Annotated in this window: 10 protein-coding genes, 1 rRNA gene and 1 pseudogene; all 12 read left to right on the top strand. The window is 48.9% G+C overall.

What is annotated here, in order from left to right; all coding sequences use genetic code 11:
* Positions 1 to 185, top strand: a 23S ribosomal RNA gene (locus DXA55_RS01335); the annotation flags it as partial.
* Between the two features lie 253 nt (positions 186 to 438).
* The gene (locus tag DXA55_RS01330) at positions 439 to 1,137 is read left to right on the top strand and encodes an ABC transporter ATP-binding protein (protein ID WP_055217670.1); all 699 of its coding nucleotides are present in this window, start codon (positions 439 to 441) and stop codon (positions 1,135 to 1,137) included.
* 14 nt (positions 1,138 to 1,151) lie between these two features.
* Positions 1,152 to 3,482, top strand: a complete 2,331-nt coding sequence (locus DXA55_RS01325) for an ABC transporter permease (RefSeq protein WP_117812843.1) — start codon at positions 1,152 to 1,154, stop codon at positions 3,480 to 3,482.
* A gap of 212 nt (positions 3,483 to 3,694) precedes the next feature.
* Positions 3,695 to 5,022: pseudogene (locus DXA55_RS19105) on the top strand (MATE family efflux transporter).
* 149 nt (positions 5,023 to 5,171) lie between these two features.
* Positions 5,172 to 5,870 carry a response regulator transcription factor gene (locus DXA55_RS01310; protein WP_022462401.1) on the top strand — a complete coding sequence of 233 codons (699 nt, stop codon included), beginning with the start codon at positions 5,172 to 5,174 and terminating at the stop codon, positions 5,868 to 5,870.
* Positions 5,860 to 6,993, top strand: a complete 1,134-nt coding sequence (locus DXA55_RS01305) for a sensor histidine kinase (RefSeq protein ID WP_147341978.1) — start codon at positions 5,860 to 5,862, stop codon at positions 6,991 to 6,993. Before DXA55_RS01310 ends, DXA55_RS01305 begins: the two co-directional genes overlap by 11 nt.
* Positions 6,990 to 8,654 carry a hypothetical protein gene (locus DXA55_RS01300; RefSeq protein WP_117812840.1) on the top strand — a complete coding sequence of 555 codons (1,665 nt, stop codon included), beginning with the start codon at positions 6,990 to 6,992 and terminating at the stop codon, positions 8,652 to 8,654. Before DXA55_RS01305 ends, DXA55_RS01300 begins: the two co-directional genes overlap by 4 nt.
* Positions 8,655 to 8,665: 11 nt before the next feature.
* Entirely contained in the window at positions 8,666 to 9,535 is an 870-nt protein-coding gene (locus DXA55_RS01295; RefSeq protein WP_117812839.1) for a hypothetical protein, read from the top strand.
* Positions 9,522 to 10,487, top strand: a complete 966-nt coding sequence (locus DXA55_RS01290) for an ABC transporter ATP-binding protein (RefSeq protein WP_117812858.1) — start codon at positions 9,522 to 9,524, stop codon at positions 10,485 to 10,487. Before DXA55_RS01295 ends, DXA55_RS01290 begins: the two co-directional genes overlap by 14 nt.
* Positions 10,488 to 10,501: 14 nt before the next feature.
* Positions 10,502 to 11,377: an ABC transporter permease gene (locus DXA55_RS01285; RefSeq protein WP_055217680.1), complete on the top strand. Its 876-nt coding sequence runs from the start codon at positions 10,502 to 10,504 to the stop codon at positions 11,375 to 11,377.
* A 17-nt stretch (positions 11,378 to 11,394) separates the two neighbouring features.
* Positions 11,395 to 12,153, top strand: a complete 759-nt coding sequence (locus tag DXA55_RS01280; RefSeq protein WP_117812838.1) for an arginase family protein — start codon at positions 11,395 to 11,397, stop codon at positions 12,151 to 12,153.
* 79 nt (positions 12,154 to 12,232) lie between these two features.
* A complete protein-coding gene (locus DXA55_RS01275; RefSeq protein ID WP_022463104.1) occupies positions 12,233 to 12,544 on the top strand; it encodes a metal-sensing transcriptional repressor in 312 nt (103 codons plus the stop codon).
* Positions 12,545 to 12,560 lie beyond the last annotated feature (16 nt).

The following is a 12,560-nucleotide window of genomic DNA, read 5'->3' as shown; positions in this document are numbered from 1 at the left end:
GGCCGGGTAGCCAAGTCGGGAAGGGATAAACGCTGAAGGCATCTAAGCGTGAAGCCCCCCTCAAGATGAGATATCCCATTCGAAAGAAGTAAGACCCCTTGAAGACGACGAGGTAGATAGGGCAGAGGTGGAAGTGCCGTAAGGCATGGAGCTGACTGTTACTAATCGGTCGAGGGCTTGACCTGAATGGTTGTGTTCACAAAAATGGAATGATAGATGTGTAGTGTATGCGGTTTTGAAGGTATATCGGAAAAACCATCGGAGAGATTCGATGGTTTTTTACTGTTAAAAAATAAAAGAAAGAGCGCTGCTAATGAGAAAAAATACTCATTAACAGCGCTTTTCATTTCACAGAAAAAGCAGTATTATGGGGTTAGAAGAGTCTAACACAAAACAGACTCTTACACACTCAGGAAAAAAGATGCAGGGAGGAAAGTTATGTTTCTTGAGATTAATAACCTGAAGAAGAGTTTTGGAACCGGTGAAAGCCGTGTGGAGGTCTTAAAGGGAATCCAGTTTTCTGTGGAAAAAGGTGAAATCTGTGTTCTCCTAGGTCCATCCGGTTCCGGTAAATCGACACTGTTGAATATTATCGGCGGAATCGACGAGGCGGACAGCGGTTCGATCGTGATTGAAGGCGAAAAAATTGAGGATATGAATGAAAAAACGCTGACACGGTACAGACGAAAACATTTAGGATACGTTTTCCAGATGTACAATCTGATTCCAAACCTGACGGTGAAAGAAAATATGGAAGTCGGCGCATACTTAAGCGATCATCCGCTCGACATCAACGATCTGTTAAAGACACTGGGGCTCTATGACCACCGCGACAAGCTGCCGAACCAGCTCTCTGGCGGTCAGCAGCAGCGTACTTCAATCGGAAGAGCTATCATCAAAAATCCAAGCATTCTGCTCTGTGATGAGCCGACAGGTGCACTCGATTACCATACTTCAAAAGAAATTTTGAAGCTGATCGAGGACGTCAATCAGAAGTACGGCAACACCGTCATCATGGTAACACACAATGATGCGATCAAAAACATGGCGGACCGCGTGATTCGTCTGCGCGACGGCCAGATCCGTAAAAACTACGTCAATGAGACCAAAATCGCCGCCGGCGATCTGGACTGGTAAAGCGGGGTGGAAGTATGAAAAATCCATTACGAAAACGCCTGCTGCGGGAACTGAAGAACGATATTGGAAAATATCTCGTTATTTTTCTGTTTATGACGGCGACGATTGGCTTTGTGTCCGGTTTTCTCGTTGCGGATGAGAGCATGCTGTATGCTTACGATGAAAGCTTTGAAAAATACAACGTGGAAAACGGAAATTTTACAACAGAACAGAAGTTCACCGACAACCAGAGAACACGGCTGGAAAAAGAGAAGGTAACGATTTACGAGAATTTCTATAAAGACGAAGATGCCGACACAGATCTGGATTCGGAACCAGAGAGCACGATTCGTCTTTTTAAAAACAGAACAGAGGTCAATCTGGTCTGCCTGATGAAAGGCGAAATGCCGCAGCAGAAGGATGAAATTGCAATTGACCGTATGTATGCGGACAATAATGACCTGCAGGTCGGTGATGTGATCTCGGTTGATAAAAAAGAACTGACGGTTACCGGTCTTGTGGCACTTTCAGATTACAGTGCGCTGTTCAGCAATTCGAGTGACATGATGTTCGATGCGGTTAAATTCGGCGTGGGAATCATGACCGAAGAAGGGTATGATGCCATTACCGATGACCATATCAAATACTGCTATTCCTGGAAATATGATACGGAACCGAAAGATGAAAACGAGGAAAAAGAATGGTCCGATGATTTCGTCGAGGTTCTGGCGGCTCATTCCTCGCTGACGGGTTATCTGCCGCGCTACGGCAATCAGGCAATCAAATTTACCGGCGACGATATGGGCGGTGACAAGGCGATGGTAGAGGTACTGCTGTACATCCTGATTGCCATCATGGCGTTCATTTTTGCAGTTACGACAAACAATACGATTGTAAAAGAAGCGTCGGTGATCGGAACGCTGCGCGCATCCGGCTATACGAGACGGGAACTTCTGCTGCATTATCTGTCCCTGCCGGTACTGATTACGATTTTGTCGACGGTGATTGGAAATATTCTGGGATACACCGTATTTAAAGATATCTGCGCCGGTATGTATTATGGAAGCTACAGTCTGCCGACGTATCAGACGCGGTGGAATGCCAATGCATTTCTGCTCACGACCGTAATTCCGGCAATTCTGATGTTTGTGATCAACGCGGTGCTGATTTCCGGCCGTCTGCGTCTGTCACCGCTGCGTTTTCTGCGCCACGATTTTGCAAAGAAAGGAAAAAGCCATGCAGTGCGTCTTCCGAACTTCCGGTTCTTCTCGCGGTTTCGTCTGCGGATCCTGCTGCAGAACAAATCGAGTTACTTTACCCTGTTTCTAGGTATCGTATTTGCCAATATTCTGTTGCTGTTCGGTATGATGATGAAACCGCTGCTGTCACATTACCAGACGGAGGCGGTGGAAAATATGCTGGCAGATTACCAGTATATTTTAAACGTCCCGGATCCGATCGATGAGGATGATGAGTACACGCTGATGGGAATTGTGCAGAAACTTCTGACGCCATCGCTGAAGACAAATACGGAAGGCGTGGAAACGTTTGCTCTTACATCGCTGAAAAATATTCCGAAAAACCGGGAGGGCGAGAGCATTTCGGTATATGGAATTCAGAAAGACAGCAAATATGTTTCCGCTGAACTGTTTGAGGACGGCGTGACGATTTCCGACGGTTATGCCGAAAAATATGGAATGAAAGTCGGCGATACACTGGAACTGAAAGAGCCGTATGAGGACAAAACGTACAGCTTTGAAGTAAAAAGCATTTATGCCTACCCGGGAGCCCTTGCGGTATTTCTGCCGATGGATGTCTTCTGCGAGGAATTCGATCATCCAGAGGACTACTTTAACGGCTATTTCTCCAACGAGCCGATCACGGACCTGGAGGAATCGTATATCGCGACGAAAATTACGGAAGATGATATGACAAAGATTTCACGGCAGCTCAATGTGTCGATGGGAGAAATGTTCCAGCTGATCAATGTTTTCTCGATTGTACTGTTCATGCTGCTGATTTATCTGCTGACGAAGCTGATCATCGAGAAGAATACGACTTCGATTTCGATGGTAAAGATTCTCGGCTACGAGAACAGGGAAATTTGGAGTCTGTATCTGACGGCGACAACCTGGGTTGTGATCGTCTCAATCGGTGTCAGCCTGATCATTGCCTCCGCGCTGATCCGCCAGATTTATGTCATTATGCTTTCCGAGTACAGCGGCTGGCTGACATACTATATTGATCCGGCAATTTACGGAAAAATGTATCTGATGGGCCTTGCGGCGTATGCCGTTATCGCTGTGCTGCAGTTCCGCCACATCCAAAAGATTCCGATGGACGAGGCACTGAAAAATGCAGAATAAAAAAAAGTTACAGGAGAAATCTTGACAAGCCCGGGCAAAGTGTGGTATATTGCTCTCAAACTTGGTGTGGATTTTTCAACTTGTAATAAAGTTCTTTTCGCCACGCAATTATCGAAAGCAGATAATTGCGTGGCTTTTTTGTGGGCAATGGAGCAAAGTCCGTGCCTGCACGTAAGCCCACCAACAGAAAAGATCACAAAGGGGAGGTAATAATGAACGAAAACTTTATGAAAGAAAAGCCAGTATTTCCACTGCTGGTTTCGATGGCGCTTCCAATGGTAATCTCGATGCTGGTCAATTCCTTATATAACATTGTGGACAGCTTCTTTGTCGCACAGATCAGCGAAGATGCCATGACGGCGCTCTCCCTGGTTTATCCGGTACAGAATTTTGTAAATGCCGTTGCCATCGGTTTTGGAATCGGACTGAATGCGGTGATTTCGTATTATCTGGGAGCAGGTGACAAAAAGGCAGCCGGCTGTGCTGCAACGCAGGGTCTTGCCCTTACCATGCTGCATGCGGTTATTTTAACGATCGGAAGCCTTCTGGTCATCGAGCGTTTCCTGCGGATGTTTTCTTCTTCCGAAACTGTCATCGATCTTGGTGTCCGGTATTCACGGATTATCTTTCTGTTTACCATAGCAATCATGGCAAACCTTTACTTTGAAAAGGTTTTCAGGCAGTCGGCCGGATGAAAGTGACGATGACCGGTATGATGATCGGCTGTATTGTCAACATCATTCTGGATCCGCTCATTATTTTCGGAATCGGACCGTTTCCGCGTCTTGGAATTGAGGGTGCGGCGCTTGCAACCGGCATCGGTCAGGTGACACCGGTCGTGATTTACTGGATCATTTACAAGATCCGCCCGATTTCGGTCAAAATCCGTCCGGAATATTTAAAAGAAGGAAAAAATCTGGTCGGAAGACTGTACGCGATCGGCGTCCCGGCGATCCTGAACCTGGCGCTGCCGTCTCTTCTGATTTCCGCACTGAATGGAATCCTGGCCGTGTATTCCCAGAGCTACGTTGTCGTGCTCGGCATTTACTACAAGCTGCAGACGTTCATCTATCTGACAGCAAACGGCATTGTACAGGGCATGCGCCCGATTATCGGCTTCAACTACGGCGCAGGCGAGCATAAGCGTGTGCGGAAGATTTATGAGATCACCCTGATTATGTGTGCGGTGATCATGCTTATTGGAACCGGCATCTGCCTTGCCATTCCGGAACAGCTTATCGGACTGTTCAGCAGCAATCCGGAGACCATCCGTCTTGGCGGACAGGCACTGACACGCATCAGCGCGGGCTTTTTGATTTCGGCAGTTTCCATCACATCCTCCGGTGCGCTGGAGGGACTCGGAAAAGGTGGATCTTCCCTGATCATTTCCCTCTGCCGAAATGTCATTGTCATTCTCCCGGCAGCTTACCTGCTGTCCCATCTGGGAGGCGGCGTTTTCGTATGGCACGCCTTCTGGATCACAGAGGTCATTTCCGCAGCGGTTTCTCTTGTGGTATACCGCCGCGCAGTACGAAGATAAAAAATATAAGAAGAAAAGAAAAGCGGCCTCTTGTGGAAGGCGGCTTTTCTTTTTATAATAGATAATACAGACGTAAGAATTAAGTAAAGATTTTTTTGAATATTCATGGTACCATTACGGTAGTTAAAAACAGAGAGGATGGAAACGACGTGGAAGAAACAAATATTTTAGTTGTGGATGATGAAAAAGAAATCGCGGATCTGCTGGAAATTTATCTGATCAGCGATGGATTTCAGGTATTAAAAGCGTACAGTGCAAAAGAGGGACTCCGCATTCTGGAGGAGAAAAAAATCGACCTGGTGCTGCTCGATGTGATGATGCCGGATATGGACGGTATTGCGATGTGCCGCCGCATCCGGGAGACGAACAACATTCCGATCATCATGGTAAGTGCCAAAACGCAGGATATCGACAAGATCGTCGGTCTGTCAACGGGAGCAGACGATTACGTGGCAAAACCGTTCAATCCGCTGGAGCTGATGGCGCGTGTAAAATCCCAGCTCCGCCGCTACCGCGAACTGAATCCGTCAAAGCCGCACGAGCGCCAGGAAGTGATTTCCTTAAAGCATCTGGAAATCAACAAGGTAACCCATCAGGTTGTCTGCTACGGAGAAAGCATCAAGCTGACACCGATCGAATTTGATATTCTGTATCTGCTGGCCTCCAACCCGGGCCGCGTGTTCGGTACAGACGAAATTTTCGAGCGCGTCTGGCATGAAAAATTCTATGAGGCGAACAACACGGTTATGGTACATATCCGCCGTCTGCGCGGAAAAATGAAAGACGACACAAGAGAAGATAAGATTATTACAACAGTCTGGGGAGTGGGATACAAAATTGAAGCCTGATTTTATAAAAAACTTCAGCCAGAGGATGGTCTTTGATCTGATTGTAAGTGCACTTGTCACGGTGCTTGTAGTGACGCTTACCGACGGGATTCTGACCTTTTTCGGCAATGGACTGATGAACATCGGTTACCGGAGCGCCTGGATCGGACCGGGAGGCCTCCGCCCATCGGTGCGGACGATGATTCTGACGGCGGCTGCGCTGCTTTCGTTCTGCCTGACCTTTTATTTCCTGATGCGCGAAACCATCCGATACATTGGGAAGATTCTGGAAAAGGTAAAGGAGATATCAGCAGGGGATTTTGATCATCCGATCGAGGTAAAGGGAAATGACGAGTTTTCTGTGATGGCGGAGAACTTAAATACGATGCAGCAGAATATCAAGGAAATTATGGAACGGGAACGGATCGCGGAGCATACGAAAAACGATCTCGTCTCATCCGTGGCACATGACCTCCGTACGCCGCTGACTTCGATTATCGGCTATCTCGGCTGGGTGCGCACGCGGACGGATCTGGATGAGGAGACGAGAAATCATTATATCGATATTGCCTATCAGAAAGCACTCCGTCTGGAGCAGCTCACGAACGAGCTGTTTGGATTCGTCAAGCTGGAGCACAAAGAGATGCAGCTGCATCTCGGAAAACTTGATCTGGTGCAGCTGATGGAGCAGATGCTCGACGAGATGACGCCGTCTTTTGTGAAAAATGAGCTTCAGGTGGAATTTCTGCATGCGGAACATGCGATTTTTCTCGAGGCGGACGGTGAGCTGCTGGCACGGCTCTTTGGAAATCTGTTGAACAATGCTGTCAAATACGGAAAAGAGGGAAAACAGGTCCGCGTCTCAATGGAAAAAGAGGGCGAATATGTGGTCACGCGTGTCATTAACTACGGACGGATCATTCCAAAACAGGAACTGGATCATATTTTCCAGAAATTTTACCGGACAGAGCAGTCGAGGAGCCGCGATACCGGTGGGACGGGACTTGGACTTGCGATTGTACAGCAGATTGCGGAACTGCATCACGGACAGGTGCGGGTAAAAAGTGATCTGCAGGGAACCGTCTTTGAGGTGGAACTGCCGGTCGGAATGCCAAAGGGGAAGAAAGAGGACGAAAAGCGATGAACAGGAAAAGAAGAAGCAAAAGCTGCTGTCTGTCCGGTATTTTGCTGCTGATTCTGCTTCTGGCGGGAGTTCAGAGGGTGTCTGCGATGACAACGCGGACAGAACTTTATCAGAACACGCCGTCGGATGGCGGAAGAAGCGGCGGGAAAGAAAAGCAGCTTCTTGCCAACAGCTACGCAGGGGAATACCAGATTGATTTTTCTTATGGATTCGAAGGAAACTATCAGGATGGGAATCACGTACCGATTCGTGTGACAATCACAAATGAGAGCGCTGTTGAATTTGAAGGATACTTTGTTTTTCAGATAAAAAACGCCGCGGAATCGATTTACCGCGGAAACAGTGGAGAAGGCATTCTCTCAAAACTGTTTCCGGGGGTCAAGCGGTCGGGCGATGGAAGAAACAGCCTTTTTACGTACCGTTTTCCAATCTATATTCCGGCGAACGGAACCGTTACAAAGACTTTTTCGGCAGGGCTTCTGGTGGAAAATACGTCTTTTTGTGTCCTGCGCCTGGAGAACAGCCAGAGGGACACGGTGTACAGTCGGGAAGAAACGATTTCGAGTGAAGGCTTCTTCCAGTCCAAGGTGGAAGTCTGCGTTGTGGAAGAAGAAACTAATTACGGGCAGCAGCTGAATGGAGTTACGCTGAACGACGGGATTTATGAAGTGGAAGCTGCATCTGTCCGGGCAGAGGAGCTTGTCGGGCTTGCGGAGTCGTATTCGCCGGATGTGCTGATCCTTCTGGAGCAGTCCAAAGAAGAACTGGATGAGACAATCCAGAAAGAAATTGATCTCTGGCAGGCAGAGGGAGGTCTTCTGATTACCTTTTCGGGAAACGAGACATTTGCGGAAAGCCAGCGCAGTGCGTTTAAAGAAGCGCCGGTAGATTTTCTGAAAAATATTCTGGACGAAGAGACCACCAGCCGCCTTCTGGCAAAACGAAATACGAATTATCAGAAATACTATACGATTTCCGATCTTCTGGAAAACACTAAGATCCGGAACCGTCCGAATACGGTGCTGTACGGCGGCCTGATTCTGGTCTATCTGGTTCTGGCAGGGCCGGGATTGTATTTCTTTTTGAAAAAAACAGGAAAACGTCAGTATCTCTGGGGGGCGATCTGTGCCTGCTCGGCCGTCTTTGTTATGCTGATCAGTCTGTTTGGCCAGAGCACGAGGCTCAAGGCCCCGGTGCTGACGTATGTAAGAGAAATCTGGCAGTACGATACATACCAGAAAGATTACATTAATTTCTGTGCACAGGCGCCGTACAATGCTTCCTATGAGCTGTATCTGGATCCGTCCTACGATCTGGTGACGTACAACCGTATGGACTATATGTCCAACAGCACGGCATCGCCGGAAACGGAGGATGCGGAATATGAAAAGACGGAGATCAGTTTCGGAGAACAGAAAAACAGGGCAGAAATTTCCAATCAGGCTGCATTTGCCCTGAATGAGTTCGGCATGCAGCGGATGGAAACGCTGGACGAAGGCGAAGGACTGAAAGGCACGTTTCATTTCTGGGATCAGAAGATCAGCGGAACCGTGGAAAATAAGACAGGCTATGATCTGGAGAGCTGTGTGATCGCCGTTCCAGGTTACTGTGCCTCATTGGAGACATCAAAAACGGGGAGACGATCACGCTGGATGGAATAGAAGCGGACAGCGTGCGGGAGTTCGGAAATTGGAGTGCGGCAGAAGATCTGCCGGAGATAGAGAAAAATTATCTGGACGGCGTCATCTATAATCACATGCCGAACCGGAGTGACAACTGCCTTTTCTTTGGAAAGCTGGCAGGCAATGACGATACGTTCCAGCTTGACAGCGGATACGAAGCGTATGGAATCTCGTATTACTATCAGGAAGTGTCTGTGGACATGAAAGAGGCCGGCGTTGTGTACTGTCCGTATGCGCAGGAGTACAGCGGATGGGACGGCGGAAACACGGTAAGCTTTGAAATGGGACCGAATTCCGGCGGAATCTCGGAAGAGGAAACAGAAGTAACGTATTATCTGAACGGTGTCTTTGAAAACAACAACATCTGGTGTCTGTATGGAATGTATGCTAAAGGCGTGATGCAGCCGGATTCCGAGGGAATCTATGACCCTGCATTCTGGCCGTATGCGATGACGGCGTTAGAAGATAAGATCCAGGCGGCAGAAACCGGCGGGGGAGGAAAACGGGGAACCATTCTTTCGCTTGCTTTCGAGAAAGCCCGCACGGAGGATGGGACCAAGATCCGGAATTTCAATGGAATCATTGAGCTGTACAATTTTCAGACGGGAACGTATGATGAAATTTCCGACTGGGAGATCGATTTTGCGAGTGATCCGGCGCTGGAGGCGCAGTATGTGAATGCGGACAACCAGATCCGTGTGCGGTACCGTCTTTCCGAAGAGGAAAAGGGAGAAGAGTATCATGAAAATTATGGATACTATGAGGCACCGAATCTGATCGTAAAGGCGAAAGAGATCCCACCGGAGCAATATCTGGAGAACCTGTTAGCGGAGGAGCCAAATGCCGATACTGAAAATTGAGAAACTGACCAAAAAATACGGAAAAACATATGCCCTGAACGGTCTTGATATGGAAGTAAAAAAAGGCGATATTTACGGCTTTGTCGGACCGAACGGTGCGGGAAAAACAACGACGCTGCGCATTATTTCAGGGCTTTTAAAGAGCGACGGCGGCGATCTGTGGCTGGACGGCGTGCGGACGACAAAAAATATTCTGAAGCAGAAAAGCCTGATCGGCTTTGTGCCTGATTTCTTTGGCGTCTATGAAAACTTAAGCGTGATAGAGTATCTGGAATTTTTTGCCGCATCGTATGGAATTTACGGGCGGGCAGGAACCGTCCGTGCGCGGGAAGTGCTGGAGATGGTCGAACTATCGGGAAAAGAGGAGCAGATGGTGGATTCGCTCTCAAGGGGCATACAGCAGCGGCTCTGTCTGGCGCGCGCGATGATCCATAAACCGAAGCTTCTGGTGCTGGATGAACCGAATTCCGGTCTGGATCCGCGTTCGAGAAAGGATTTTCAGCTTCTCCTGCAGCGATTGGCGCGGGAGGATTATACGATTCTGATCAGCTCCCATATTCTTTCGGAATTAGCAGATCTGTGCACCAGCATCGGTGTCATCAACGGAGGTGTCATGGTACAGCAGGGAAAGCTGGAAAACATTATGCTTGCGATCGACAGCTCCAATCCGCTGCGCATCACTGTGCTGAACCAGGTGCCAAAGGCGCTGGAACTATTGCGGCAGGATTCGCAGGTCAGCCGCCTTTCTGTGGATGAAAACAAGATTGCGGCCTGGTTTTCGGGAAGCCGGGAGGAGGAGGCGTATCTGCTGCAGAAACTGGTGGATGCCGGAATCCTTGTGGTTTCGTTTGCACGGGAACACAACAGCCTGGAGTCCCTGTTCTTCCATCTGACCGGGGAAACGGAACAGAAGAGCCGAAACACAGAAACGTTCGGAAACACGATCGGATAAGGAGGGAACGAAACGTGCGGTTAAATCCTGTATTTGAAAAAGAAATGAAGCGGAACTCGCGGTCATCGCGGATTTCCTGGATTATTTTTGTCTGCAATCTGCTGCTTGCCGTGGTTGCGTTTGTCTGCTATTTCGGGGAGAGCAGCCAGCTTGGCTATCTGGCACCGGTCAGTTACAGCGTTCCGATGAACTGCTATATTCTGATGACGTATCTTCTGTTTATTCTCGTCGTCCTTTCAGTTCCGGCGGTTGCGGGAGGAAGCATTTCGCTGGAGCGTGAGAAAAAAACGCTGGATGTGCTGCTGACGACGAACCTGAACCCGTGGAGAATCATTACGGGAAAGCTGGAGGCATCGCTTGGCGTTGTTCTGATACTGACGGTTTCGGCACTGCCGGTGCTGTCCCTTGTTGTGGTGTTCGGCGGTATCGGCCTTGGCGGACTGCTTCTGATGGCGGGAGGCCTTCTTCTGACCGGAATTTTTGTCGGCAGTATCGGCATTTTCTGTTCGGTTGTTTTTAAGCGGACCACACTGGCGACCGTTCTTTCCTATGTCATTGTCGTTTTTCTGGTCGTAGGAATATGCGCCTGCACGGGGCTTGCCTACTACGCAGGACTGCTGCAGCAGGAGATGACGGCAGCTTATCAGCAGATCGATGTAGGAGGTGTAATTTACCTTCTTCTTTTCAATCCGTTTACCTCGTTTGCGGGGATCATCAGCCGCCAGCTTGGGAATGGAAGAGAGATGGAACAGCTCTGCTATCTGCTTGGAAATTACGGACAGAATCCGCTGATCCATTATCTGCCGGAGGCGAGTGCCGTTCTGCAGCTTCTGATATCAGCCGTTCTTCTTGTAACGGCGGGAAGAAAGCTGAATCCATTAAATAAATAACAGGAGTAAAAGAGAAGATGAAACCATTTTGTTTTAGCCTTTCCGGAATTTATGAGTCCGAAGGATATGCCTGGGAGCAGGCGGGAAAGATCTGGGATCTGAGAGAGCTCCGGGGAACTGACGGTTATCTCGATCCGGAGACGGAGCAGTTTCTGGAAGCGGAACTTGGCCGAAAAAAAGAAACGAAAGAGCTGCCGCGGATCCGCCTTCTGGATTCCGGCAATTATCACTATATGAGCAAATTGCTGCTGGGACTTGAAAAAGAAGATTTGTTTTTAGCCGTATTCGACCACCATACCGATATGCAGCCGCCGGCGCTTCTTCCGGTGCTCTCCTGCGGTTCCTGGATCCGGGATGCTGCCGGGGCGTATCAAAACATCAAAGGAATCTGTGTGATCGGCCCGCCGGGGGCGTCGGTGCGGGAAACAGAAGCGATGGAGCATGTCTGGTTTGTGACACAGGAAGAGCTCGACGACGGAAGCGGAGCGGCGAAGATCAAAGAGATTTTTGCATCCCATGCGGGAACATTTCCGGTATATCTGTCGGTCGATAAGGACATTCTGTCAAAGGAGGAGCTTGATACGAACTGGGATCAGGGAAATGTGCGTGTGGATGAGCTGCTGTCCCTTGCAAAGGACTGTCTTGCGGGGAGAAAGGTGCTCGCGGTCGATCTCTGCGGAGAGCCGTCGGCGAACGCGCCGGAGGCGGAGTGCAGCGCGGCAAGTCTGGTAAACCAGAAGCTGTACGGCGCGCTTGCGGCAAAAATCGAAGATTGACAAAGCCGGGGCAAAAGAGTATCATGAATTCATACCCAGACGGGGTATATAGAGTGACGGAACACAAGGAGGAAACCTCATGGGTGAATGTTGTACACACTGCAGTGAATGCGACCGGAAAAAAGTGCGGGACGAAAAAGAATACAAAGATCTGATCCACCGTCTTTCGAGAATTGAAGGCCAGGTGCGCGGAATACGGGAAATGGTGGAGAGCGACCGCTACTGCGTCGATATCCTGACCCAGGTATCCGCGATCCAGTCTGCATTAAACAGCTTCAACAAGGTACTGCTTTCCAGCCACATCAAATCCTGCGTTGTGGAGGATATCCGGCAGGGAAAAGAAGGCGCCGTGGATGAGCTCTGCAAAACCATCCAGAAGCTGATGAAATAAGAAGGAGAAGAAGAAA

This window comes from Blautia sp. OF03-13 (genome assembly GCF_003460685.1).
Taxonomy (GTDB): domain Bacteria; phylum Bacillota; class Clostridia; order Lachnospirales; family Lachnospiraceae; genus Fusicatenibacter; species Fusicatenibacter saccharivorans.
The sequence above is the reverse complement of the archived record's forward strand: the minus strand, read 5'-3'. Positions and strand labels throughout refer to the sequence as shown.

Excerpts from the sequence above, each read along its gene's own strand:
- DXA55_RS01280 (WP_117812838.1), top strand. The coding sequence starts at position 11,395 with ATGAAACCATTTTGTTTTAGCCTTTCCGGAATTTATGAGTCCGAAGGA.
- DXA55_RS01330 (WP_055217670.1), top strand. The coding sequence starts at position 439 with ATGTTTCTTGAGATTAATAACCTGAAGAAGAGTTTTGGAACCGGTGAA.
- DXA55_RS01275 (WP_022463104.1), top strand. The coding sequence starts at position 12,233 with ATGGGTGAATGTTGTACACACTGCAGTGAATGCGACCGGAAAAAAGTG.
- DXA55_RS01300 (WP_117812840.1), top strand. The coding sequence starts at position 6,990 with ATGAACAGGAAAAGAAGAAGCAAAAGCTGCTGTCTGTCCGGTATTTTG.
- DXA55_RS01325 (WP_117812843.1), top strand. The coding sequence starts at position 1,152 with ATGAAAAATCCATTACGAAAACGCCTGCTGCGGGAACTGAAGAACGAT.